We start from the raw sequence: 24,740 nt of genomic DNA, 5'->3' as shown, positions 1-24,740 counted from the left end.
AATGCCAGGACATTGTCCATCCGGACGATGTGGCTCGCGCACGACCTCCATACTCTTGGATCACATGAACGCTGTGCTCGCTCCGGTGCGACGCCTCGACGCCTGGCTCTTCGTGGTGCTGGTCGCGTTGGTGGTGACCAGTTCCCTGCGCTACGTACTGCGGCACGGGCTCGGCACCGTGGGGGTGCTCATCCTGCTCGGTGCGGCCGCTCTGATCGTCGGCTACGCGGTACGACCGCTGTTGCCGCAGCGGACCTGGATTCCGGCCGCGTGGTCGGTGGCGCTCGCCGCGCTGGTCGCGGCATTGACGATCGCCGCGCCGTCGTTCGCGTGGTGCGCGGTACCTGTGGCGTTCGCCGTGCTGCGGACCCTGCCGTACCTCTGGGCGGTGGTCTGCGTGAGCGCGCTCGTGGTCGTCGTCACTGCCTCATGGCTGCGGATCAGCCCGATGCTCGACCCGGTGGTCATCGCCGGGCCGCTGGGCATCGCGCTCATCACCGTGATGTCCTTCCGCGCGCTCGACCTCGAAGCGAAGGCCCGGGCCGAGCTGATCGACCGACTGGTCGCGACGCAGGACGACCTGGCCGCCGAGCAACGCCGCGTGGGCGCGCTCCGCGAGCGCGCTCGCCTCTCGCGCGACATCCACGACTCGATCGGACAGGACCTCTCGAGCGTGTACCTGCTGCTGCAGGCCGCCGACCGCGGCTGGACCGCCGAGCCTGCAACCTCCCACGACAACGTCCGCACGGCGATCGACGCCTCCCGGCGTGGGCTCGAAGAGATCCGGCACGTCATTCACGACCTCAGCACCGAGGTCGAGTCGGCGTCGCTGATCACGGCGGCCGAACTCCATCAGCGACTCGGCGACCTCCGCGAGCATTCACACGGCTCGGCGCAGGTGAGTCTGCGCATCGACGGCGCGCCTGTGCCGCTGTCGCATCGTTCGTCGTCCGCACTCGTCGCGACCGCGCGCGGGGCACTCGCCAATGTGCAGGAGCACTCCGGTGCTGACCGTGCCATGATGACCCTCACCTACACACCCGACGAAGTCCGTCTCGACATCCGCGACGACGGCCGCGGCTTCGACCCCCAGCGCGCGCGGTCGACCCCCGGGTCGTCGCCGAACGCGATTCGGCGAGGCCTGGGCCTCAAAGGAATCAGAGACCGGGTCGTCGAACTGGGCGGTGGCGCCGACGTGGAGTCCGAGATCGGCGACGGAACCACGGTCTCAGTCTGGTTCCCGATCGGTCCGGCGGCACAGAACGAGGAGAACTGAGAATGACCGACACCGATATCCTGGTCCTGCTCGTCGACGATCATCCGGTCGTGCGAGCCGGGCTCGCCGCTCTGATCAACGGACTCGACGACATGTCCGTGGTCGCCGAGGTCGACGACCTGGAGTCGACTCTGCGTGCGGTGCGCGCTCATCGACCGCAGGTCATCCTCATGGATCTCAACCTCGGCTCGGCGGAGCACTCGGGCGTCGAGATCATCGCCGAACTGCAACGAGGCGTCGACGGTCCGGCACCGAAGATCCTCGTGCTGACGACCTACCAGACGGAGTCGGACATCCTGCGTGCTCTCGACGCCGGTGCCCTCGGGTACCTGCTCAAGGACGCACCCGCAGAGGAACTGCTGTCGGCCATCCGCGCCACGGCGCGCGGAGAGACCGTCCTCTCCCCCGCCATCGCCGCCACCCTCGTTCGACGGAGCTCTCAGCCGGGCCCGACGATCACCGAACGCGAGGTCGAAGTCCTCGAACTGCTCGCCCGGGGGATGGGCAACAAGGAATTGGCGAAGACGATGTTCATCTCCGAGGGCACCGTCAAGGCACACCTGGCGCACGTCTACGGCAAACTCGGCGTCGACACCCGGGCCGGCGCGGTGGCCGCCGCGATCGAGCGCCGGATCATTCGCGTGAACTGACCCTCGACGAAAACGCCGATGCCGGCGCCTCGAGACGAGGAACCGGCATCGGCTGGGGCGAGAACTCAGTGAGAGTTGCCGTTGTTGTAGTGGTAGCCGCCCTTACCTTGACCGCCCTGGTTGCCCTTGGCGCCGGGGCCCTTGTAATCGGAACCGGGCTCGGCATGGTTGGTCTTCGTGTGGACGATGTCGAAGTAGGTGCTGTGATCGGCGGCGTTCGGGTACACGCGGTAGGTGAAGACGTTCTTGTTCAGCTCGACGATCGGCACGACCCGCTCGAAGAGCACCTTCCCGCTGTCGTCCTTCGCGTTGATCCACCGCTCGGAACCGTCCGCGTTCACGGTCCAGTCGCCCTTCAGCTTCGGTGAATCATCGAGGTTGTACATCGTGTACGTGCCGTCGGCGTCGAAGTAGGCCCAGCCGACGAAGTTCGACACGCCCGGGTTGTCCAGGGCGACCCGCTTGCCGTCCTGATCGACGGCGCCGGTCGTCTTCCACGGAGTCGACGCGAGGGTCTGCGAAGGCGTCAGCGTGTCGGTGAACCGCGAGATGATCGATTCGATCGGCGTCGCCGAGGCGGGCGCGGCGGAGACCTGACCGGCGGCGAGGACGGCGCCGGCGGCGGCGGAGACGGACAGAACGGCGAGCGCAGCGCGGCGCGTGATGGTTGTGCGTGTCATGAGATTCAACCTAAGCGGGCCCGGCATCGCCGACATCATCCGATCGGCCAGTCCCACGTCGCCCCATCGGCCGATGACGTGCCGAGGTCGCCGGGTGACCTGCGTCCGTCAACGAGGGGCGATCGCCTCTTCCTGTCGGGCATAGAATCGAAGGACAGTCGGTGAGCAGACACGCGCACACGGTTCCCGACGTGAGGAGTCAGCGATGACGACCGCAGTGGCAGTGATCATCATCGGGATCGTCCTGGTGATCGCGGTGTTGATCGCGATGGCGGCGATCAAGGTGGTCACGCAGTACGAGCGCGGAGTGGTACTGCGGTTCGGCCGACTCGTCGGGGTGCGCGACCCGGGACTGCGAGTGATCATTCCGATCGCCGACCGCATGGTCAAGATGTCGATGCGGGTGGTCACGATGCCGATCCAGTCGCAGGGCATCATCACCCGAGACAACGTCACCGTCGATGTCTCCGCGGTGGCCTACTTCCGGGTCGTGGATCCGGTGAAGGCCGTCGTCGAGATCGAGGACGTCCGGGCCGCCATCAATCAGATCGCGCAGACCACCCTGCGCAAAGTCGTCGGGCAGCATGCGTTGGATGAGGTGCTGGCGAACACCGACTCGATCAACGGGGACATCCGCCGGATTCTGGAGATGACCGCCCAGGAGTGGGGCGTCGAGGTTCGCCTGGTGGAACTCAAGGACATCCAACTGCCGGACAGCATGCAGCGCGCGATGGCCCGGGAGGCCGAAGCCGAGCGGGAGAAGCGCGCGAAGATCATTGCCGCCGAGGGCGAGTCGTCAGCCGCGCACGAACTCGCGCGCGCCGCGGACACGATGAGCGACCATCCCATCGCCCTTCAACTGCGCAGTCTGCAGACCCTGATGGAGATCGGTGTCGAAAAGAACACCACGGTCGTCTTCCCTGCGCCGGTGATGGGTGCGGTCAGCGATCTGGTGGCGTTCCTCGAGAGAGAATCCAGGGTGGCGCGGTAGGCGTCTGTCGATGGATTCGTTTCACACCGCGTGAAGCGTCCGTTGCGGAATGCGCACCGCGACCGACGGAGATGAACGACGAAGACTCGAGTCGGTCGGTAGCGTGGATTCCAGCTTCCGGCCGATGGCCGCAGCCGCGGCCCGCAGAGCCTGCTGAACGTTCCGGTCGCGCACGGCACCGGCCGGACCGCTGACCGCGATTGCGACATCGATCGGCTGCCCGTGCACTCGAATCGCCGATGCGATGCATCCGAGCCCAGGCTTGGCTTCGTCGAACCCGAACGCGATCCCCGTCTCCTGTGCGTGGGCCAGTTCGTTGCGCAGTCGAAGGCGGTCAGACGTCGCCTCGGCTCGGGCCGCCAGGGACTCGGGCGCGTCCGGGAACGCGCTCACGAGTACCTTGCCGATGCTCGTGCGGAGTGCGGGCACCCGAGCGCCGACCGCGAACTGCGGTGCGCGTCGGTTCGGTCCGACGGCCTTCTGCAGAATCGCAACCTTCGACCCGCGGAGCCCGCCGAGATACGACACGCATCGGGTATGGGCCGCGAGATCCTGGAGAACCGGCCAGGCGTGTGCCATGGCCTGATCACCGCGCGCGGCGCTGATGCCGAAGTCGTACATCTGTGCCCCGAGGCGGTATAGATTTCCCTCGCGGACTATCCACCCGAGCGTCAGCAGTTGCTCCAGCAGTCGGTGGACCGACGACTTCGGAATCCCCGTGCGCCGGGTGATCTCCGCCGCGGAGGTCGCGCGGCCGTCCTGGCTCAACATGTCTTCGAGCACCATCGATGCCCGGGTCAGCGTTCCGCTCGGCATATCAGACTCCAACGACCGCACCTGCCATCTCGAGTTACTAGCCAACTGGCTAGACTGTGTTGGCGGTTACAGTAGTGACCATGAGCTGTCCGCGTCAACCCCCTGTGAAGGCCGCATGTGGTCATGGGGAGGGCCGGACACCGAATCCTCATCGGACGGGCGGGAAATGAACGGCGACAACCAGGCGCGCACCAGTAAGGAGCGAGACACCGACAAGATCGTGGACGCCGCGCTCGAACTGTACGCAGAGCGTGGACCCTCCCGGGTGTCGCTGCGTCAGGTCGCTCAGCACGCCGGAGTCAACTACGGGCTCATCCATCAGTACGTCGGCTCCAAGGACCAACTGCTCGAGTTGGTGTTCACGCGCCTGTCGGAGACCTGGGCCGACGCCTTCTCGGCGGCCGACGGCACCGAATCGGCCGTCGCCGTGCTGCTCCGGCCGAAGTCCGACGCCTATGTGCGGCTGCTGGCGCATCTCATTCTCGAAGGCCGCGATCCCGGTGAGTTCTTCAAGGCGCCGCCCGCGCTGCGCGAGTTGGTCCGTCGCCTGGAGGACGGCGGCGACGAGGACGCGCGGCTGCAGGCTGCGGTGCTGACCTGCATGAGCATGGGCTGGGGACTGTTCGGGCCGCATGTGAAGGACCTCGCCGATCTCTCCGACTCGGAGGGCGACGTCGATGCTGAAGCCTATGCCTACCTGCGGAGGGTGTTCGCCGATCGTCGCGCCTCGAACGCGACGAACTGACGCCTGCGCCGGTCGAGAACGCGTCGTCCCGGAATGCGGGACCGACGCTGGCGGCGGTGATCGCTGAGTCCTAGGTTCGAGTCAGCCGATCGGCCGTCCCCACACCCTTCGCCGGAGTCATCGTGGCCGTCCGGCGGGTCTCGCCAGATGCGAGGCCGAGACCTGACGGCGGAGAGGATTCTGACCATGGATGTCGTCGACGGTGGCTCCGCAGTCGCAATTGCACTGGAAACCCTTGGTGTGACAAGGGTTTTCGCGATCCCCAGCGCGCACAACCTGGCCGTTCTGAGCGCCCTCCACAGACGTGGTCGGATCGTGGTCACCGGCTGTCGGCATGAGCAGGGCGTGGTGCACGCGGCCGACGGCTACGCCCGGACGACCGGTGGACTCGGGGTCGCGATCGTCAGCACCGGACCCGGAACGGCGAACGCCATGGGCGGCCTCTACGAGGCCCACTACGCCTCGTCGCCGGTACTGCTCGTCACCACTCAGATCCCGACTCACGAGAGGGGCCGTCGGCGAGGCTTCGTGCACGAGGCCGAGCACCAAGCGGACATGTTGGAGACGGTCTGCAAGCGCGTCGCGAGCATCACCGACCCGGACGAGATCGCTGAGACGGTCGTCGCTCTCGGCCGCCTGGCGAGGCAGGGACGGCCGAGGCCCGTCGCGGTGCAGATCCCGATCGACGTACAGGGCATGAGTGCACGCGTCGACCCGGCTCGATTGACGGACACCGTCCGTCCAACCCGTGCGCGACGACCGGAACCCGCGTCGGTCAGCGACGCCGCGCGTCTGCTCTCGGCCGCCGAACGGCCGGTGATCTGGGCGGGCGGGGGTGTCCTGCGGGCCGGTGCGGAGACCGCCCTGGTGGACTTCGCTCGCAAATGGAACGCACCCGTTCTCACGACCAGAGAGGGACGCGCCGCGATCCCGGACGACGATCCGCTCAGCCTCGGCGCGCTCGGTGCCATCGACCCGATGCCCGACTACCTCGCCACCTGCGATGCGATGCTCGCCGTCGGCACCAGATTCCAGCAGTATCCCACGGCGGGCTGGACTCTCCCGCTCCCCCGACAGCTCGTGCACCTCGACATCGATCCGGCGATGATCGACCGCGCCTATCCGTCGGCCGTGGCGCTGGTGGCCGATGCGCGCGAAGGTCTGCGCGCGTTGACTGCGGCCATCGACGCCCCGGGCGCCGCGGCCGACGCCGGTCGTATGCGACATGTCGCGGCTGGACAGACTGCCGCTCGGACAGCGCGTGAGCTCGTCGTGCGACATGCGGGCCCCGACCACACCGCCATCAGCGACGTACTCAACAGCCGACGATCCCGCTCGGCGGTGGTCGTCAGGGACGCTACCGTTCCGGCGTACGTGTGGGGCGAGACCCTGTTGGCGGCGTGGGAGCCCAGAACGTCGATCCGGTCGACCGGCGCGGGGATCGGGCCCGGCCTGCCGCTGGCGATCGGCGCCGCCCTCGCCACCGGAGAGCACACGATCCTGCTCCAGGGCGACGGCGGCTTCATGCTCAGCGTCGGTGAACTCGCGACCGCTGTGCAGGCGCAGGCGCGGGTGGTGATCTGCCTGTTCAACGATTCCGGCTACGGGATGCTCCGCAACATCGAACGCACCACAGGTGACGGGATGCAGCACGACGTCGATCTGTCAGCGCCTGACTTCACCACGCTGGCAACCGCATTCGGCGTTCGGTCGGACAGAGTCGGCAGCGCGGCCGAGTTCGACGATGCTCTCTCGGGCGCGCTCGCGCATCACGGTCCGACTCGCTGAGGGCTCCGGCGCCGATCGGGGCGCTCTCGCGTCGGTGGTGCAGCCGCGTCGCTAGCGGTGGAGACGCGCTCGCGGTACGGGTCGGCGGACCCGTCTCGTCAGACGTGTACCCCGTTGGTCTGAGCTGCGCGAGCTCGTTCAGTTCGCGCCGATGCAGACATCACCCGTCGCCCGCAGACTGCAAGGCGCGCAGACGATCGACGATCTCAGGGAGATCGCCCGCCGCCGGACACCCCGCGCGGTGTTCGACTACACCGACGGCGCCGCGGGAGCCGAAGAGAGCCTGCGACGATCGCGCGCCGTGTTCGACTCCGTCGAACTGATACCGCGAGTCCTGCGGGACGTGTCGGACGTCGACGTCTCGACCACGATCCTCGAGCGCAAGCAGTCACTGCCGCTGATCTTCGCCCCGACGGGCTTCACTCGGATGATGCATCACACCGGTGAATCGGCGGTGGTTCGCGCCGCCTCCCGGGCGGGGCTGCCGTACGCGCTGTCCACGATGGGAACGACGAGCATCGAGGACCTCGCCGCAGCGGCTCCCGATGCGCGCCGCTGGTTCCAGCTGTATCTCTGGCGGGACCGGGAGGCGAGCCGGGACTTCGCCGAGCGCGCAGACGCCAACGGCTACGACACCCTGATTCTGACACTGGACACTCCTGTCAGCGGCAGACGTCTGCGGGACCTACGCAACGGGATGACGATCCCGCCGACCCTGCGCGCGCGTACGGTCATCGACGGCGCGCGGCACCCGCACTGGTGGTTCAACTTCCTCACCACGGAGCCTCTGGAGTTCGCGTCACTCAGATCGTGGGGCGGAACCGGATCGTCGGTGTCGAATCTGGATCCGACTGCGACGATCGCAGATCTCGAGTGGGTGCGCGGCATCTGGCCGGGACGCCTCGTCGTCAAGGGCATTCAGACCGTCGACGACGCCCGTCTCGTGGTGGACGCGGGTGCAGACGGCATCGTGATCTCGAACCATGGCGGCAGGCAGCTCGATAAGGCTCCGACGCCGCTGGAGACGCTGCCCGCGATCGTCGACGCGGTCGGCGACCGTTCCGAGGTCTTCATCGACGGTGCGGTGCGCTCCGGGGCGGACATCATCGCAGCGGTGGCACTCGGTGCACGCGCTGTGCTGATCGGACGGGCCTATCTCTACGGGCTGATGGCCGGCGGCGGGGCGGGCGTGGACCGCGTTCTCGACATCCTGGGAACGGAGATGGTCAACACGATGCAGCTGATGGGCGTGACTTCCCTCGCCGAGCTGACGCCCGATCGGGTTCGTCTCCGCTGACCCGAAACAGCCGACCATCGTGGTGCGAGGTTGCCGAGCTCGGCGGGTCCTTGTGCCGTTGATCGTGACCACTAGGTGGTCACGATCAACGGCACAAACGCTCAATGTTCGTCGTGCACACGTTCCTCAAACCCTAAGAGGAACACGGAACCCGACGACTGCCGCCTACTTGACGCAGTGACCCGCGTCGACGGGAAGCGTGACGCCGGTGATGTAGCGAGAGTCGTCGGAGGCGAGGAACGCGCTCGCCGCCGCGATGTCCTCGGGTTCGATCATCGCCACCGGCAGCAGGTGCATGGATTGCAGCCCAGCCTCGAACTGCTCCTGCGTCGGATTCTCGACTCCCGGGCAGAACGTCCGCATGGTGGCCGGGTTCTCGATCATCGGGGTGCGCGTGTTCGCCGGGTGGATCGTGTTGACCCGAACTCGATGCGGTGCGAGTTCGTTGGCGAGCGACTTCATCAGGCCGACCACCCCGTGCTTGGCCGCGGTGTAGTGGCCGACGCTGACCAGCCCGCGGAGGCCGGCGATGGAACTGATCAAGACGATGGAGCCGCCGCGACCCCCGTCGAGAATGTGTGGGATACCCGCTTTGCAGGTGCGCCACACCCCGGTGAGGTTCACGTCCAGCATGGTCTGCCAGCGATCGGAGTCCATCTCGATCGCCGGTCCCGACGAACTGATTCCCGCGGTGGCGCTGATGATGTCGAGTCGCCCCAGCGTCTGAACGCCGCTCTCGACCGCGGCGTCGAGCGCCTGCTGATCACGCACATCGATCTCGAACGCACGGATGCTGCGACCGAGTGCCTCGACCTGTCGGACGGTCTCTACGAGATCCGCTGCTGTCGCACCGGGCGTCGTCGCATGGTCGACCGGGGCGCACACGTCGACCGCGATGATGTCCGCACCCTCCTCGGCGAACCGCACCGCCTGGGCTCGTCCCATTCCGCGGGCCGCGCCGGTGATCAAAGCGACCTTGCCCGCCAGACGTTCGTTGTTCATCAGGCCACCTTCTGGGTCTGTCCGGCGTCAATGACCATCTGCAGGCCGGTGACGTACCGTGACTCGTCGGACGCGAGGAAGAGCACGGCGTTGCTGACGTCGACCGCCTCGACCCAGGGCACGGGGAGGAGCATCCGCCGCGACAGCGCTTCGGCGGCATCCGCCTCGGTCGGGCTCTCCAGGTCGGGGCGCAGACGCGCGAAGGTCGCCGGGTTGATGGTCATCGCCGTCGCGACCGCTCCCGGGTGAATGGTGTTCACGCGGATCGATCGGCCGCCCAGTTCGTTCGCCAAGGTCTTAGACAGACCCGTGATCGCGTGCTTGGCCGCAGTGTAGTGCGACGCTCCGGGCACCGCCTTGATGGACGCCGTGGAGCTGACGATGATCACCGAGCCGCCGGCGGGGTTCAGTGCGGCGACTCCCGCCTTGACCGTGTGCCAGGTGCCTGTGACGTTGACGTCGATCGACCGGTTCCAGATCTCTTCGTCGATGGTCCACGAGTCGCCCGGGTTGTCACAGATTCCGGCGTTGGCGACGACGACGTCGAGCGGGCCAAGGACGCTGACACCGGCCTTCACCGCGGACTCCACCGCCTCGAAGTCGCGGATATCGGCGACGCCGACCACGGCCCGCCGTCCGGTGCCCTCGACCAGACGCGCGGTCGCGGCGAGCTCGGTCTCGGACTCCTCGCCCGGCACGTCCATCAGGAGGACGTCTGCGCCCTCCTCTGCCAGGCGCACCGCGTGCGCGCGCCCCATCCCCTTCGCCGCACCCGTTATGAGCACCGTCTTGCCCGACATCCGTGTCATCGCAGTTCCTTTCGCCGCGGCCGACGCTAGTGACGACGACCGCCTGCGAGTAGGTCGCTTCCCGCGTGCCGGGAACACGATTGCCGACCTGCGAGTCCTCAGCCGAGGGTGATCGATCGCTTCGCCAGGCGCCACTTCTCGTCGAAGACGAACACATCGTCGTAACGGCCGATGCTGACCAGCCGCGGCACGGTGGTGGTGTCCGCGTAGAACTGCCAGATCGTGACGGCCGTCGCCGTGCCGTCGTTCGAGACCGAGATGTCGGAGCAGGTGGTGAGGTGTCGAGTCGCGCTGCCGGGGCCGGTGATTCCTGCGTCTCGTCGTTCCTGTGCGCTGCCGAGGATCTCGTCGTGCCCTCGCCGCAACTGGCGCGGAACCCCCGTCCGTGGGTCCGCGGGCATGTCCCAGACCGCGTCGGTCGTGAACAGGGCGGCGTAGTCGGCGATCTCCCCGTCGTCGGCGGTGTGCGCGATGCGAGCGATCAGCGACCGGATCGCCTCCTCCGGGTGGTCGTTGTGCATTCACATACTCCTGTGGTCCGTCGAGCTCGGTGTCGATCCTTTCGCCCATCTCACCCGATCGGCGCCGATCACGGCTCGAGGAATTCCGTAGAACGGGAGCCGCGTCGAGGGGCTCGGACCGCGGCGTACAGGAGACCGGCGAGTGCGATGGCGACAGCTCCCCAGAACGCGTGCCCCAAACCGTCGACGAAGGCCTGGGACGCTGCCGAACTCAGCGCTTCACCCTGCGGCCCGATCTGGTCGGCGATGGCATCGGCGGCCGCGATCGACGCCTCGGCGGCCCGCGCCGGCTCGGCAGGAGCATTGGCCGGGATGACCTCGCTGAGCGACGAGGTGTAGCCGGAGTTCAAGAGGGCGCCGATGAGTGCGACGCCGAGGGAACCCGCGACCGACCGTGCGGTCTGACCCAGAGCGGAGGCGACGCCCTGCTTCTCCTCGGGCAGCGACGTGACGATCGCCGTGGTCGCGACGGGCGAGACACAGGCCATTCCGATGCCGACGATGACCATCATGAGCACGACGAGCAGAACATCGACGTCGGTGCCGAGAAACTGCCCGATCACGAATGCTGCCGCCGTGAGCACGAAGCCGCCGCACATCACGGTCCGGGCACCGTACTTCTCGGCGAGACGCGGCGTGAGCCGGGAGGCGGGAATCATCACCAACGCGAACGGCAGGACCGAACACACCACCTGGATCGGCGAGAACCCTCCGACGAACTGGAGATACTGCGTGAACATGAACATGAAGCCGAGCGAACCCATCGTCACGAGGAAGTTCGATACGGTGCCGACCTCGACGCCGCGGAAGCGGAACACCCGAGGATCGATCATCGGCTCGTCGCAACGCAGTTCGTGCCAGATCAACGATGCGAACGCGATCACCCCGACGGCGAACAAGACGAGGACGAGCCCGTCCGTCCATCCGCGGTCGGGGCCCTCGAGAATCGCGACGACGACCGCCGAGATCGCAATCAGGGACAGTGCGGCGCCGAGCAGATCCAGCTTCGGTGGGTCCTCGGCGCGGGTCGAGGGCAGGACCAGGGTCACCCCGGTGATGGCGATGACCGCCAGGATGACGGTGAGAACGAAGATCGAGTTCCACGCGAAGAACTGCAGCAACAATGCCGAAGCGAGCATCCCGAGGACCGCTCCCGCGCCGGCCAGACCGGTCCAGGTGCCGACGGCGGTGTTGCGCCTCTCCGGCGGCAGCGTGGTGGTGACGACCGACAGCGTGGTCGGCAGGACGAGCGCTCCCGCGCATCCCATGACGGCGCGGCAGACGATCAGGGTGATCGGTGAATCGACGAAACTCGCGACGAGGGCGGCCAGTCCGAACATCGACAGGCCGAGCAACAAGATGGATCGCCGTCCGAATCGGTCGCCGAGAGCGCCGGCGGCGAGCAGCAGGCCCGCCATCAGGACCGTGTACGCGTCGACGATCCAGAGCATCTGCGACTGGGTCGCACCGGTCCCCGCCGCGACCGACGGCAGCGCGAGATTCAGGCTGCTCGCCGCCGACGAGGTGACGAGCACCGACAGTCCGATCACAAGCATGATCCGCCGGGTGTTCGATTGCCCCGCAGTCTGATTCGTCATCGTATGATCGAGCTCCTGTCGGACGCCTCGGGTCCGCCGGCACCGCGACGCTGAGGACCGCCGCGATGCTGAGGACGGGTCTGCCCTGGAGGGTATGGGATTCGCCCGGCCTTCGTGCGGCCGATGAAAGAACCGAATCCTTCGCCGTATCGCGAATCTTCGGCAGTGCTGGAAATCGCGGTCGTCGAGTAAAACTCTGCCGGATCGCCATATTCTTGGGACGAATAACGCCACAAATCGAGATATCGGCGGGTACCTTCGATAGAGGGCCGAATTGCGAACATTTCCCGTTCCGAATTCGCAGGAATCTGCGATCACTGTTGGGAGCATGCCGTGGTGTCAATGCACAGAATGGTCGTCGTGATACTCATCCTGGTCGCCGCGGCGGCCGCGGTGTGCTCCCCGGCTCGTGCCGACCCCGGATCGTCCATCACGCCCCTGCCCGTTGCGCCGATGCCCCGGTGGATAGTGGTATCGGGTTCCGTGCCGGGAATCGTCGAGGCGGGTCTGCCGCAGTCGATCCTCGACGACGCGAACAATCCCTCGACGCTATTGCTGGTTCAGCACATCTATACGAACAGCTATCTGCCGAACGGTACTAATACGTTCAACTTCAAGAACACCAGGGACTTGAAGCATGCGCTGAACACCGGTGAGGTCCCCGATTCGATGCCGTGGATTCTTCTGGATCTCGAAGCCTCGTCATTGACCCCGGAGAACGAGCAGCGCGATCCGATCGGTGCGCTGCGTCGAGCAATCGACGCCGCGCACCGTTACGGCAAACGCGTCATCTTCACCCCCGCTGTCGACCTGATGAAGGTGCTGGCGCCGGGCACCTCGGGTCAGGCGATGTACGACGCATTCATCGACCAAGTGGTGCGGCCGGGCGCGGCGATCGCCGACGCGTTCGAGGTCCAAGCGCAGCGGACGGAGGCAACCGAGTTCGCGCGCTCCTTCGTGTCCCAAGCCGTCCGGGCGGCCTATGCCGTCCATCCAGCGGGCGCGCCGGTGCTGGCCGGTGTGAGCACGGGCCCGAACGGCCGCGTGGTGACGGCGAACGACATGGTCGAGGTCTACAACGCGGCCAAGCGAGCAGGCGCGACCGGCTTCTGGCTGAACGTGCCGGGCAACGGCGACGCCTGCCCGGGTTGCGGCGATCCGGAGTACAAGATCGCCGTCGAGTTCTTGGAGAAGGTCACGTCGCCCCGGTTCCCGGGCGGCGGATCGTCAGACGGCTCGTCGGGTTCGTCCGACGGATCATCAGGGTCATCGGGATCCTCGGGGTCGTCGGACGGTTCGCTGATCGATCTGCTGCCGGGCTCCTCGGGCAGCTGAATCCGGGCGAGGTCTCGGAGGTCGGGTCATCGGACATCGGGTAGCCGCAGCGGTGCGTACTGGGCGAATACGTCTCCGGGGCCGGGGTTCGCAGGGTCGCAGGCACCGCCGAGCTGGTTCATCACGCCCCACACCGCGTTGAGTGCGGTCTGGACGGCGCCTTCCGCCCAGCCCGCGGTCCAGGAGATGTCGTCGCCGGCGAGAAAGATGCCACGATGCCGTTCCGGGAGATCCGCTTGCATGAAGTGGGTGAACAATCGCTCTTGATAGCGGTACTGGCCGGGCAGATTCGCACGGAAAGCCCCCACGAAATTGCGTTCCATCTCCCATGACACGGTCAGTGGCGGCGCAATGATGTGACTGCGGACGTCGACCGCCGGATAGATCGCGGCCAACGACTCCAGCATCAGATCCATGCGCTCGGTCGCTCGGAGCGGAACGAGTTTGAGCGAGTCGTCGGCCCACGTGTACGACAGGCACATCACGGCCGGCCCGTCGTCCCCCGCCGACCGCCCGGCCAGCTCGCCGTCGAACAGGTAGACCCCGCGCGGCATCCGATCGGTCAGCGTCATACTCATGGCCTGCCGGCCGGTCGACGGGTCCACCTGCTGACGCTCCTCGTGTCGTGCAGCCCTCAGTCGCGGCGCGCATCCGTCAGCGTCCAGGTCGGCGCGAGCGGTCGTGCGCGGTCGTGAGCCCGCACAGCCGCGCGGCGTGGTGAGAGCGTCTCGTCGCAGCGGATGGTACTGAGCAGCAACCAGACGGGCGCGGTGTGCACAACGGCGGCGAAGGCTTCGCGCCCACCGTCGGCGTCGTGCACGACGATCTCCCCCGGCCGCGTGCGCCGCAGTGCGATGGCGGCGGTCCGCGGCACGCCACCGGGGTGCAGATCCGCGACCGATGTGCCCGCCGCCCAGTGCCGCACGCCGGGAACAGGCTGTGACCACAGGCGCGCGGGCAACTGCTGTGAGCCGCCGACGATCGCCCGGTGGTCCTCGTCGGCACCGGTCGCGACCACGCGGAGGACCTCGAGCACCGAGTTGGAGAAGTCGGTGTCCCAGCCGCCGGTGCCGAATCCGACCTGCCCGAACAGCTCCCGATCCGCGAAGGAGCGCAGATGCGGCGAATCCACGAGGAACCGATAGAAGGTGGTGTCGTCGTACCGCTCGATCAGCGGGCGCCACAGCGCCGCGATCGCCGCGGGATCGCGCGCCGCGATGGCCGACCGCAGCGCATCGATGTGCGCACCGTCCTGGAGCGCGGACTCCCAGCCGCGTGCGACCCGACGGAACTGCTCAGGAAGATCGTCGAGGGCGCGGCCGTGGACGGTGACGCCCTTGAGGTCGATCACGGTGTCCGGAGTCGCGGGCGCGAGCGGATTGGGAAACGGCACCGTTCGCAGGCCCACCTCGTCGAGGTACCCGAACAGCGTGGTCGACGACGGCGGGAACCGCATCGCGCCCATCTCGGCGACGGTTCCGGGGTGACCTTCGAAGGCCTCGGACCGTATGCGTCCACCGATTCTCTCGGCCTCGTAGACGACGGGCCGCAATCCCATCCGCGCCAGTTCGTAGGCGACGATCGTGCCGGACAGTCCCGCCCCGATCACCGCGACGCGGGTGCCCTGTACGTCCCGTGGGACGGCGCCGATGCCTGCCGGGTGGTGCCGGAAGACGTCATAGGGAAACGGGAAGTCGGGCCCGATCATCGACAGCGGCGGGCCGGGGGCGGGCGCTGTCGGCGTGGTCACGACGTCTCCGTCCGACGATGCATCGGCGACTGTGCGTACAGGTCCGGCCGCAAGTCCCGGAGGTAGGTGTTCCGTCGTCGTGACGCGGCGAGGACCCCCGGGTCGACATCGGCGAACAGCAGTTCCGGCTTCGACCCCGCGCGACTGAGTTCGGTGCCGTCCGGGGCGATCGCACAGGTCAGGCCGCAGTATCGGGCATCGGGTCCACCCGATGCCCGATCGTCGCAGCCGGCGCGGTTGACGTATGCGATGAAGAGTTGACTCTCGACCGCCCGAGCCGGGACCAGCGACGTCGCGACGAGGCTGTCGGATTCCGCGAGCGCGGTCGGCACCAGAAGACAGTCGGCTCCGGCGATCGCGTGCGCGCGGACCGCCTCGGGGAACTCGACGTCGTAGCAGATGAGGACACCGATCGTGAGTCCGTCGAAGACGAACTGCTCGACCAGGACGTCGCCGGGAGTGAAGGGCGAGTCGTCGGGTACGCCCGAACGGCGTCGCGACGCGGGCGGACGGTACAGGTGGGTCTTGCGGTAATGGGCGAGGATCCGGCCGTCGGGGTCGACGACGGCCACCGAGTTGTGCACCGCGGAACCGCCTCCGGGCAGCGGTTCGCGCGCCTCCGCGTACCCGTAGGCGATCGCGATCCCGAACTCCCGTGCATGATTCCGCATCGTGGCGCCGATCCGGCCGCGATGACCGTCGTCGGGCATGGGCTCGGCGACCAGCGGAAGGCGATAGCCGGTGCACGTGAGTTCAGCGCAGACCAGCATGGCCGCGTCGGCGAGCGACGCCGAGCGTGCGGCCTCGCCCACCTCCGCCAGGGAACCGTCGAGGTCGGTGGCCGCGGGGCCCTGCAGCATCGCGATGCGCATGGTCGGCTCACGAGTGGTGCCGGACGACGACTACTCGTCGGCCGCCGGCTCCGAATCGGCTCGGCCGCAGTCGGCCCGGCACTCGCCGGACACGATCGCGTCCACGAGCAGACTGGCGCCGATGCCGAGCAGCCAGGAGTCCTTTGCGACGGCGGTGCCCTGCTGGGTCGGCCGGAGCGAGCCGTCCTCGTGCATTTCCGGGGTGCGCACATACATCGTGAGCAGGCCCGCACTGAACGCCGTCAGCGCGGCGCCCGCGACAGCGGCCGGAACCACCGGCGCGAGCAGTGCGGCGCCGATGCTGATCTCGGCGCCGGCCAGCAGCTTGCCGAAGACACCCGGTGGGATGCTCTTCAACGGTGGGAACGCGTTGGCCGCCATGGCCTGCACGCCTGCGGCGCTCTGCTCGTCCAATCCCAGCTTGCCGACACCCGAGTTCACGATGAAGGCGCCCGTCGCCAGACGCAGGGGCAGGCGGCGCAGACGAGCGGTCATGGGCGGTGAATTCATTGGTCACTCCTCGGTACTGATCGACGGAGGTCTCTTGAAGTCGAGGCCATCTCCATCACAGCAGACCGCCCACTCCTGCGGCTGGAGTTTGAAGGTCGTCGAGGGATCGAAACCAATCATCTCGGCTCGCCGGCTCAGACATTTCGCCGATCCATGTCGGCAGTCCGGAGCACAATCGTCGTGAGGAGGCCTGACGATGCCCGATTCCGATGCGCCGCTCGGTCCGGTCGACGCGACGAGCGTGCCGCGATTCGCCGGTCCGGCGACGTTCGCGCGGCTCCCGCGACTCGATGAAGCGGATCCGGCGGCGCTCCGCGACGGCATCGCGATCCTCGGTGCGCCGTTCGACGCCGGTACCTCGTATCGTCCGGGCGCCCGATTCGGTCCCGGTCACATCCGTGGTGCGTCCAAGCTGCTGAGGCCGTTTCACCCGGCGCTGGGCGTCGAACCGTTCGCGGCGCAGCAGGTAGTCGACGCCGGCGACCTCGCCCTGAATCCGTTCGACATCCCGGCTGCGCTCACCGCGGTTCAGACCGGGGTGAGCGCACTGCGTCGAATGGGCCTGCGGGTGGTCACGCTGGGCGGCGACCACACGATCGCGCTGCCGATCCTCCGGTCGCTCGCCACCGATGGCGGCCCTGTCGCCGTCGTCCACTTCGATGCGCATCTGGACACCTGGGACACGTACTTCGGCGCGCCGTTCACCCACGGCACGCCGTTCCGGCGGGCGGCCGAGGAGGGTCTGCTCGACCTGAATCGGTGCGTCCATGTGGGCACTCGGGGGCCGCTGTACTCCGATCACGACCTGAGCGACGACGAGACGCTCGGATTCCAGGTGATTCCCGCGGACCGGTACGAGACCGGCGGGGTCGCCGAGGTCGCCTCCGCGATCTCGCGTCGTCTGGGCGACCGGCCGGTGTACGTCTCGGTGGACGTCGACGTGCTCGACCCCGCGCACGCGCCCGGGACCGGCACCCCGGAGGCCGGCGGGCTGACGTCCCGCGAACTGCTCGGGACGGTGCGTGCTCTCGCCGGCCGGCGGCTGCTCGGCGCCGACGTCGTGGAGGTGGCGCCCGCCTACGACCACGCCGAGATCACCGGCATCGCCGCGGCGCACATCGTGTACGAACTGCTTGCGGTGATGTCGGCTGCGTGATCAGTGCCGTCGCCCGATGCCTGTGGCCGGAGCCCTCAGCTGAAGTTGGCCTGACCGCCGTCGAGCGGAATCGTGGCGCCGGTGAGGTATCCGAAGGCCGGACCGCAGAGGGCCGCGATCGCAACGCCGATGTCGTCGCGGCAGCTGCCGATCCGACGCAGTGGGATGGTCTGGAAGAACTCCTCCGCCTCTTCGGGATTCGCGCCGATCCACCATTTGAGGCCGGGTGAGTCCGCATGCGGTGCGATGGTCAGCGCGCGAATCCCGTCCACTCCCCATTCGGCCGCGGCGGCGCGGGTCAACGACACGATGGCGGTCTTCACGGCCGCATAGGCGCCGTAGCCGGACATGTCCCACCGCCGTGCCGAGGAGCTGGTCAGGTTGAAGATGACGGCGTCGCCGCTGTCCTTGAGATGCGGGTGGCAGGCCTTCATGAAGCGGAACGTCGCGAGCGGTCCCGAATCGAAGCCGGCCGCGAACCTCTCGTCCTTGACGTCGAGGAGCGGGCCGAGCGGGACCTCCTGCGCGTTGTTGACGAGGATGTCGAGACGACCGAACCGATCGGCGACGGCCTCGACCGTGCCGGTGATCCCGTCGGCGTCCTTCACGTCGCAGACGAACGGTGCCGCCATCCCGCCGGCGTCGGTGATCTCGGCGACGGTCGCATCGAGTTTGCTCGCCGTGCGCCCGACGACCGCGACCGCGGCGCCCGCCTCCGCGAGTGCCAGCGCGATGCCCTGGCCGACTCCCTGCCCGCCGCCGGTGACCAGTGCGACCCGGCCCTCGAGTGGTCCGCTCATCGACTCTCCGTTCGATTGTGATGACGTTGTGCGCGAAGCTAATTCACCTTCACCGCGTGACACTCGAGACATCCCGCTCAGTGGGACGCCGAAGGTCTCCGTCCGACTATCGCATCCGCCAGCAGAGCGGTCAGCCCTTCCCGCGTCACCGTTGCGGGATTCGGATACTCCTGACGCAGCGCGAGGTCGACGGCGCGTGGCACGTCGTCCTCGGTGAACCCGAGGTCGGCCAGATCGGTCGGTCCGTCTGCGGCGGCGACCAGATCGAACACGCCTGAGGGCGCGTCGTCGACGCCGAGCGCCGCGGCGACCCGGTCCATCGCCGACGGGGCCGCGGCCGCGTTGTACCGCATCACCTGCGGTAGCACGACGGTGTGGGTGTGCGCGTGCGGGAGGCCGAAGCTGCCGCCGAGCACGTGGCACAGCTTGTGGTGCAGTCCCATTCCGGCACTCGCCAGACAGGTGCCCGCGAGCCAGGCGCCGACCAGTAGATCGGACCGGCCGTCGGGGTCGGCCGGCCGTGCGCGAACGGCCGGGAGCCCGGCGCCGATACGCGTCACGGCCTCCACCGCCACGGCGCTCGTGGCGGGATTCGCATCCGCCGCGTACAGCGCCTCGACCGCGTGCGCCAGTGCGTTCACGGCGCTCACCAGCGTCAGTTCGGCGGGCAGGCCGAGGGTGAGATCGACGTCGTAGACCACCGTCTCGGGCAGGATCTCCGGTCCGGATCGGGTGGTCTTCACGCCCTCGCGGGTCTCCCCCAGCACCGGTGTCACCTCGGATCCGGCGTAGGTGGTCGGAACCACGATCTGGTCGTAACCGTCGCGGGCGGCCAGGGCCTTCGACAGCCCGACGGCACTGCCTCCGCCGACGGCGACGATCGTGTCGACGTCGTCGTCGCGAGCGGCTGACAGGGCCTGCTCGGTCACCTCGACGGGTGTGTGCATCGCGGCGCCGCCGAAATGCGCCACCGACGTGTCGCCGAGAGCGGTCTCGGCGAGCGCGCGATGCCGCGGTCCCGCTATCAGCAGCACTCGTCGGCCGCCGAGCCGGCGGACCTCGTCTGCCAGGACGGACACGGTTCCGCTGCCGAAGACGACTCGGGACGGATGCGCGGAGTAGGTGAACGTCTCCATGTCACTGGGCGATCGTCGCGTGCATCTCCCAGACGATCACCTCGGCCGCGGAGTCGGTGGTCAATCGACGGCCACCGCCCCTCAGCCGCACGGCGTCGCCTTCGCGGAGGCGCCCGGTGCCCTCCAGGTCCACCTCTCCCCGAGCCACGTAGACGTGGACGAACGGGGCGTCGGGCACGACCACCGGCGGTTGTCCGGCGGCCATCCGCGCGACGTGCATCGTCGCGTACTGGTTCTTGATCCGGATCGCTGCGTGATCGGCGTGCTGCGGCATTCCGGAGGCCACGGGGACCAGACCGCCGCTGAGGAGCTCGTGGTCGATCTCCAACTGCTCGTAGCTCGGGGTGATGCCGGCCTCGTCCGGCAGCACCCACAAACCGGATCGTCGTGCTCGTCGGCGTGCTGCGACGGTGCGGACTCGAGCCGCCATGAGTCGTTCTTCTCGGAGTGGAGGATCCCCGTTCCCGCGCTCATCCGCTGCGCGAGTCCCGGGTAGATCACGCCGGAGTTGCCCATCGAGTCCTGATGGACCAGTGAGCCCTGCAGCACCCAGGTGACGATCTCCATGTCCTGATGCGGGTGGGTGTCGAAGCCCATGCCGGGTACGACGATGTCGTCGTTGTTCACCAGCAGCAGCCCGTGATGCGTGTTGCCGCGGTCGTAGTGATGCCCGAACGAGAAGGAGTGCTTCGAATCGAGCCAGCCGATCTTGGTCTTGTAGCGGTCCTCGGCGCGCCGGACGTCGACGGTCGGATCCGCGGTCTCAGTGGTCATCGGTCTGTTCCTCCGAGTCGGTGATGAAGGCGGTGAGGTCGGCGATGCGCGCCGCCGGGATCTCGTGACCGCCGGTATGACTGAGGTCGGTGACCGCGGCGCCGGCGTCGGCCAGCAGGGTCGTGAGGGCCGCGGTCTGGGCGGCCGGGACGAGGTCGTCGCGCGCGCCGTTGACGATCGCGACGGGCACCCCGCTGAGCGCATCGGGCGCCGGGGGGTGCTCGACGGGGACGTCCATCGCCGCGATCAGGACGGCCGCCGCGACGAGGTCGGGGTGCCGGACCAGCAGTGAGGTCGCGATGTTGGCGCCGTTGGAGAAGCCGACGACCACGAGCCCACCGACTGCGAAGGACTTCTCGGCGGCAGTGGCCCGGACGAACGCGGCGAGTTCGTCGGTCCGTGCGAACAGGTCGGCGGCGTCCAGCACGCCCTCTTCGTGTCGCCGGAAGTGCCGGTTGAGATCGCCCTCTCGAACGGTGCCGCGAGGCGCGAGAACAGTGGCGCCCGGGGCGATCTGGTCGGCCAGCGGCAGCAGGCTGCGTTCGTCGCCCCCGGTTCCGTGGAGGAGCAGGAGGGTCGGTCCGTGCCCGGCCCGCCAGTGGTGGGCGCGCTCGACGGTCACAGGACCTTCGATCCGTACATCTCGCCGAGCGGGTCGGCGATCAGCTCGATGCGCGCGCCGTCGGGATCGCGGAAGTACAGCGAGACGTCGCTGTGCTCGACGAGTTCCACGCCGGCCGCGATCAGCTTGTCGCGCAGCTTCTCCCATCGCGACAGCTCGACGCTGATCGCGACATGATGCAGTCCCCCGAGCACTTCCTGGTACGGGCCGACGTCGAGTCCCGGGAAGTCGAAGAAGGCGAGCAGGTTGCCGTTGCCGATGTCGAAGAAGAAGTGCGACGAGCCCGCGTAGTCGCGATTCTCGATCAATTCCGTGAGCGGGAACTCCAGCAGTCCCTGGTAGAAGCGGATGGTGGCCTCGACGTCACTGCTCACCAGCGCGGTGTGGTGCAGACCGCGCGCCGATGAGGCCGGCCGCGACTGCGCAGGTACGAGGTACTCGGCCCGGAGCTTGTCTCGCGCATCCGCGAACTGCGCGGACCGCTGCTGCTCGTCAGTGGTTGCCACGTCGACTCCTCCATCGGTGGGACACCCGCATCCGGATGTAGTTTCGATCGAAACTAGTATTCACCGTACGACCAACTGATTTCGTTGTCAATCATTTCGGTATAATGCGGGCCATGGGATCTCCGCGGTGGCTCTCGAGTGACGAGCAGAAGGCCTGGCGTGCCTATCTGGACGGCACCCGCTTGCTGCTGACGGCGCTCGACCAGCAGCTGGTGCGGGACGCCGGGCTGTCGTTCACGGACTTCGAACTCCTGGTGGCTTTGTCGGAGGCGCCGGGCCTGCGACTGCGGATGAGCAGCCTCGCGGATGCGGTGACGACCACTCGAAGCAGTGTCACGCGAGCGACCACTCGACTCGTCGAGGCGGGCTGGGTGGAGCGGATTCCGTGCATGGACGACCGTCGTGGCGCGTGGGCGCACCTGACCCCGGCCGGCGTCGTCAAACTTGAGCAGACGGCACCCGCTCACGTCGACGAGGTGCGCAACGATCTGATCGATCTGCTCGATCCTGCAGAGCTGGCCGCCATCGAGTCCGCCTTCAAGAAGGTCCGGGAACGGCTGGTCTGACGGCGTCAGTCACCCCGCGACGGGCCGTCGACCTGCTGACGCATCTCGGCGAGCCACAGTCGATAGTCGGCGTAGACGTTGCCGAGGCCTTCACCGTCGGATGAGCACCTGAAGAGTGTTGACAGTGCTTACATGCAGTTCGTATGCTGCCATGTATGCAGTGCATACATGAGATTCGAGTCCTGTCGCCAGAGGGGACCGTCCGATGAGCGCGCCCGCAGCCGGATCCGCGGTTCCCGATTCGATGGAGGCCGTGGCCGTCGGCGACGATCAGTCACTCTCGATGGCCCGGGTGCCGACGCCGGCCCCCGGCTCCGGTGAGGTCCTGGTCCACGTGGCGGCCGCCGGAGTCAACCGAGCCGATCTACTCCAGCGCCGGGGCCTGTACCCGCCGCCGCCCGGCATCAGCGACGTGATGGGGCTCGAGGTCTCGGGCACCGTCGCCGCTCTCGGGGACGGTGCCGACGAGGCGCTCCTCGGGCGAGCGGTGTGCGCGTTGATCGCCGGCGGCGGTTATGCCGAGTACGTCGTCGTCCCGGCGGCTCAGCTCCTGCCTGTTCCCGAGGGCGTGTCCCTCGTCGAGGCCGCCGCGCTGCCGGAGGTCGCGAGCACGGTGTGGTCGACGATCGTCATGGACGCCGGACTGGAGGCGGGCGAGACACTGCTCGTGCATGGCGGCGGTGGCGGTATCGGCACGCACGCGATTCAGGTCGGCAAAGCGCTCGGTGCGACCGTCGTCGTCACCGTCGGCTCCGAAGGCAAGGCGAAGCGGTGCCGCGAGCTCGGCGCCGATGTGGTGATCAACTACCGCGAGCAGGACTTCGCGGCCGAGCTCGCCGGTCGAGTCGACGTGATTCTCGACAATATGGGAGGCAGCTATCTGTCGCGCAACGTGGACGCCCTCGCCGTCGGCGGGCGTCTGGTGATCATCGGCATGCAGGGCGGTCTCACCGGAGAGGTGAACGTCGGAGCACTGATCGGCAAACGGGCACGGGTGATCGGCCTCAACGTCCGGAACAGGCCGCTCGACGGTCCCGGATCGAAGGCGGAGATCGTTGCCGCGGTAGCCGCGGACGAGTGGCCGCTGGTGGAACGCGGGCTCATCCGGCCAGTCGTCTCGACGGTCCTCCCCCTCGCCGAGGCGGAGCGTGGACAGGCGTTGCTCGACTCTGCGGATTCGGTGGGCAAGGTGCTGTTGGTTCCCGGGGCGCGCTGAGATGGACGGCGCCGCGCCCGTCGCGACATATCACCACGGCGACCTGCCCACCGCGCTGGTCGTTGCCGCGATCGAATTGCTGGAGGAGGACGGCGCCGGAGATCTGTCGTTGCGCGCCGTCGCGCGACGGGCCGGTGTCTCGACCGCCGCGCCGTACCGGCATTTCCCCGACCGGACCGCGCTCCTGTCCGCGGTCGCCGCCGTCGGGTACACCGAGCTCGGTGCGGCGCTGGTCGAGGCCAGTCCCGACCCGGCGGACGCCGACGATCTGGCGGAGGTCGCGGTCGCCTACGTGCGGTTCGCGCTCGACCGACCGGGGCTCTTCCGGGTGATGTTCGCCGAGGGCTGCGATCGGACGAGTCCCGATCGCGTCGCCGCGGTCGAGACGATCCGGGCGTACCTTGCCGCGATCGTCGCGAACACGATGCCGGAGGCCGAGCAAGAGGCCATGGCGACGTCCGTGTGGGCGCTCGTGCACGGGCTGGCCTTCCTCCACCTGGACGGAAAGCTGGGCACGTCGCCGGATGACGACGTGGCGCGCACCGTTACCTCGGCCGTGCTTGCAGCACTCGACCACCGAGGCTCCTGAACCTGTTCTCCGTCGATCGACTTCACCGGAAGGACCCGCCATGACTAAGCGCATCCTGCATATCGTCACCAATGTCGGCAGCTATGACGATCCATCACATCGAACCGGACTGTGGCTCTCCGAGCTGACACACGCATGGCAGGTGTTCGCCGAACACGGCTTCGCGCAGGACGTCGTCAGCCCCGCCGGAGGCCGGTCGCCGCTCGAACCGCGGTCGCTGAAGTTTCCGAACTACGATCGGACCGCGAAGGCGTGGCGAGCGGACCCGGCGCGGATGGCGCTGCTGGAGCGGACCGCCCGTCCCGCGCAAGTGGATTCGTCCGAGTACGACGCGATCCTCTTCACCGGCGGCCACGCCGTGATGTACGACTTTCCCGACAGCGTCGGCCTCCAGCAGATCACCCGGGAGATCTTCGAGCGCGGCGGCATCGTCTCCTCGGTGTGTCACGGGTACTGCGGTCTGCTGAACACTCGGCTGTCCGACGGCTCGTATCTGGTCGCCGGTCGCCGGCTGACCGGATTCTCGTGGCGTGAAGAAGTGCTCGCCGGAGTGGACAACGTGCTGCCTTACAACGCCGAACGAGCGATGCGCGACCGCAGTGCCGACTATCGGAAGTCGCGGCTTCCGTTCGTCTCGTACACCGTGGTCGACGGCAATCTGGTGACCGGACAGAACCCTGGATCGGCGAAGGCGACGGCGAAGAAGGTCGCGGAACTGCTGTGACGGAGCGCCGG

The 24,740-nt window shown here is 67.9% G+C and carries 24 protein-coding genes and 2 pseudogenes; 12 read left to right on the top strand and 14 right to left on the bottom strand.

What is annotated here, in order from left to right; translation table 11 throughout:
- The first annotated feature begins 64 nt into the window (after window positions 1-64).
- Both SCNU_RS05430 and SCNU_RS05425 read left to right on the top strand, forming a co-directional pair.
- Entirely contained in the window at window positions 65-1,276 is a 1,212-nt protein-coding gene (locus tag SCNU_RS05430; protein ID WP_009678354.1) for a sensor histidine kinase, read from the top strand.
- Between the two features lie 2 nt (window positions 1,277-1,278).
- Window positions 1,279-1,926 carry a response regulator gene (locus SCNU_RS05425; RefSeq protein WP_009678353.1) on the top strand — a complete coding sequence of 216 codons (648 nt, stop codon included), beginning with the start codon at window positions 1,279-1,281 and terminating at the stop codon, window positions 1,924-1,926.
- Between the two features lie 65 nt (window positions 1,927-1,991).
- Here the strand turns inward: SCNU_RS05425 and SCNU_RS05420 are convergent, their stop codons facing one another.
- Entirely contained in the window at window positions 1,992-2,606 is a 615-nt protein-coding gene (locus SCNU_RS05420; protein WP_009678352.1) for a DUF4822 domain-containing protein, read from the bottom strand.
- A 205-nt stretch (window positions 2,607-2,811) separates the two neighbouring features.
- Between SCNU_RS05420 and SCNU_RS05415 the strand changes: the two genes are divergently transcribed.
- A complete protein-coding gene (locus SCNU_RS05415; RefSeq protein WP_009678351.1) occupies window positions 2,812-3,597 on the top strand; it encodes a slipin family protein in 786 nt (261 codons plus the stop codon).
- 21 nt (window positions 3,598-3,618) lie between these two features.
- On the opposite strand, the gene SCNU_RS05410 is transcribed toward SCNU_RS05415, so the two are convergent.
- On the bottom strand, window positions 3,619-4,413 hold the full coding sequence (locus SCNU_RS05410; protein ID WP_009678350.1) for an IclR family transcriptional regulator: 795 nt from the start codon (window positions 4,411-4,413) through the stop codon (window positions 3,619-3,621).
- A 166-nt stretch (window positions 4,414-4,579) separates the two neighbouring features.
- Here SCNU_RS05410 and SCNU_RS05405 point away from each other — a divergent pair, with 166 nt between their 5' ends.
- The 3 genes from SCNU_RS05405 (at window position 4,580) to SCNU_RS05395 (ending at window position 8,243) form a co-directional block, all read left to right on the top strand.
- Window positions 4,580-5,158, top strand: coding sequence for a TetR/AcrR family transcriptional regulator (locus tag SCNU_RS05405; RefSeq protein WP_009678349.1), 579 nt, complete (start codon window positions 4,580-4,582; stop codon window positions 5,156-5,158).
- A 147-nt stretch (window positions 5,159-5,305) separates the two neighbouring features.
- A complete protein-coding gene (locus tag SCNU_RS05400; RefSeq protein WP_083812555.1) occupies window positions 5,306-6,946 on the top strand; it encodes a thiamine pyrophosphate-binding protein in 1,641 nt (546 codons plus the stop codon).
- A 151-nt stretch (window positions 6,947-7,097) separates the two neighbouring features.
- Window positions 7,098-8,243, top strand: a complete 1,146-nt coding sequence (locus SCNU_RS05395) for an alpha-hydroxy acid oxidase (protein ID WP_009678347.1) — start codon at window positions 7,098-7,100, stop codon at window positions 8,241-8,243.
- 165 nt (window positions 8,244-8,408) lie between these two features.
- On the opposite strand, the gene SCNU_RS05390 is transcribed toward SCNU_RS05395, so the two are convergent.
- The 4 genes from SCNU_RS05390 to SCNU_RS05375 form a co-directional block, all read right to left on the bottom strand.
- Window positions 8,409-9,245: a mycofactocin-coupled SDR family oxidoreductase gene (locus SCNU_RS05390; protein WP_009678346.1), complete on the bottom strand. Its 837-nt coding sequence runs from the start codon at window positions 9,243-9,245 to the stop codon at window positions 8,409-8,411.
- Entirely contained in the window at window positions 9,245-10,054 is an 810-nt protein-coding gene (locus SCNU_RS05385) for a mycofactocin-coupled SDR family oxidoreductase (protein ID WP_009678345.1), read from the bottom strand. Before SCNU_RS05385 ends, SCNU_RS05390 begins: the two co-directional genes overlap by 1 nt.
- A gap of 98 nt (window positions 10,055-10,152) precedes the next feature.
- On the bottom strand, window positions 10,153-10,575 hold the full coding sequence (locus SCNU_RS05380; RefSeq protein WP_009678344.1) for a nuclear transport factor 2 family protein: 423 nt from the start codon (window positions 10,573-10,575) through the stop codon (window positions 10,153-10,155).
- A gap of 68 nt (window positions 10,576-10,643) precedes the next feature.
- A complete protein-coding gene (locus SCNU_RS05375; protein ID WP_175284073.1) occupies window positions 10,644-12,173 on the bottom strand; it encodes an MFS transporter in 1,530 nt (509 codons plus the stop codon).
- A gap of 351 nt (window positions 12,174-12,524) precedes the next feature.
- Here SCNU_RS05375 and SCNU_RS05370 point away from each other — a divergent pair, with 351 nt between their 5' ends.
- Window positions 12,525-13,508 carry a hypothetical protein gene (locus SCNU_RS05370; protein WP_009678342.1) on the top strand — a complete coding sequence of 328 codons (984 nt, stop codon included), beginning with the start codon at window positions 12,525-12,527 and terminating at the stop codon, window positions 13,506-13,508.
- Window positions 13,509-13,534: 26 nt separating this feature from the next.
- On the opposite strand, the pseudogene SCNU_RS20780 reads toward SCNU_RS05370, so the two are convergent.
- From SCNU_RS20780 to SCNU_RS05350, 3 genes and pseudogenes are all read right to left on the bottom strand, one after another.
- Window positions 13,535-15,216, bottom strand: a pseudogene (locus SCNU_RS20780) (flavin monoamine oxidase family protein).
- Between the two features lie 38 nt (window positions 15,217-15,254).
- Window positions 15,255-16,130 (bottom strand): nitrilase-related carbon-nitrogen hydrolase, encoded by an 876-nt coding sequence (locus SCNU_RS05355; protein ID WP_009678341.1) that lies wholly within the window; start codon window positions 16,128-16,130, stop codon window positions 15,255-15,257.
- A gap of 30 nt (window positions 16,131-16,160) precedes the next feature.
- Entirely contained in the window at window positions 16,161-16,640 is a 480-nt protein-coding gene (locus tag SCNU_RS05350; RefSeq protein ID WP_139025816.1) for a hypothetical protein, read from the bottom strand.
- A gap of 196 nt (window positions 16,641-16,836) precedes the next feature.
- Between SCNU_RS05350 and speB the strand changes: the two genes are divergently transcribed.
- A complete protein-coding gene (gene speB, locus SCNU_RS05345; protein WP_009678339.1) occupies window positions 16,837-17,796 on the top strand; it encodes an agmatinase in 960 nt (319 codons plus the stop codon).
- Window positions 17,797-17,831: 35 nt separating this feature from the next.
- Here the strand turns inward: speB and SCNU_RS05340 are convergent, their stop codons facing one another.
- The 5 genes and pseudogenes from SCNU_RS05340 to SCNU_RS05320 all read right to left on the bottom strand — a co-directional run bounded on the left by SCNU_RS05340 (window position 17,832) and on the right by SCNU_RS05320 (window position 21,634).
- Window positions 17,832-18,596, bottom strand: a complete 765-nt coding sequence (locus SCNU_RS05340) for an SDR family NAD(P)-dependent oxidoreductase (RefSeq protein WP_009678338.1) — start codon at window positions 18,594-18,596, stop codon at window positions 17,832-17,834.
- Window positions 18,597-18,673: 77 nt separating this feature from the next.
- On the bottom strand, window positions 18,674-19,732 hold the full coding sequence (locus SCNU_RS05335; RefSeq protein ID WP_009678337.1) for a maleylacetate reductase: 1,059 nt from the start codon (window positions 19,730-19,732) through the stop codon (window positions 18,674-18,676).
- A gap of 1 nt (window position 19,733) precedes the next feature.
- Window positions 19,734-20,506 (bottom strand): annotated as a pseudogene (locus SCNU_RS05330) (pirin family protein).
- Complete coding sequence (locus tag SCNU_RS05325) at window positions 20,496-21,128, bottom strand: alpha/beta hydrolase (protein ID WP_009678336.1); 633 nt, start codon at window positions 21,126-21,128, stop codon at window positions 20,496-20,498. The pseudogene SCNU_RS05330 and the gene SCNU_RS05325 overlap by 11 nt, the downstream one beginning before the upstream one ends.
- Complete coding sequence (locus tag SCNU_RS05320; protein ID WP_009678335.1) at window positions 21,125-21,634, bottom strand: VOC family protein; 510 nt, start codon at window positions 21,632-21,634, stop codon at window positions 21,125-21,127. The genes SCNU_RS05325 and SCNU_RS05320 overlap by 4 nt, the downstream gene beginning before the upstream one ends.
- Before the next feature lie 113 nt (window positions 21,635-21,747).
- Between SCNU_RS05320 and SCNU_RS05315 the strand changes: the two genes are divergently transcribed.
- The 4 genes from SCNU_RS05315 (at window position 21,748) to SCNU_RS05300 (ending at window position 24,729) form a co-directional block, all read left to right on the top strand.
- Window positions 21,748-22,200: a MarR family winged helix-turn-helix transcriptional regulator gene (locus tag SCNU_RS05315; RefSeq protein ID WP_009678334.1), complete on the top strand. Its 453-nt coding sequence runs from the start codon at window positions 21,748-21,750 to the stop codon at window positions 22,198-22,200.
- Window positions 22,201-22,444: 244 nt separating this feature from the next.
- Entirely contained in the window at window positions 22,445-23,416 is a 972-nt protein-coding gene (locus SCNU_RS05310) for an NAD(P)H-quinone oxidoreductase (protein ID WP_040517676.1), read from the top strand.
- Between the two features lies 1 nt (window position 23,417).
- On the top strand, window positions 23,418-24,005 hold the full coding sequence (locus SCNU_RS05305) for a TetR/AcrR family transcriptional regulator (protein WP_009678332.1): 588 nt from the start codon (window positions 23,418-23,420) through the stop codon (window positions 24,003-24,005).
- Window positions 24,006-24,045: 40 nt separating this feature from the next.
- Window positions 24,046-24,729 carry a type 1 glutamine amidotransferase domain-containing protein gene (locus SCNU_RS05300; protein ID WP_009678331.1) on the top strand — a complete coding sequence of 228 codons (684 nt, stop codon included), beginning with the start codon at window positions 24,046-24,048 and terminating at the stop codon, window positions 24,727-24,729.
- Window positions 24,730-24,740: the final 11 nt, after the last annotated feature.

Source organism: Gordonia neofelifaecis NRRL B-59395, from assembly GCF_000192435.1.
Classification (GTDB): domain Bacteria; phylum Actinomycetota; class Actinomycetes; order Mycobacteriales; family Mycobacteriaceae; genus Gordonia; species Gordonia neofelifaecis.
This window is presented reverse-complemented; position numbering and strand designations above follow the sequence as displayed.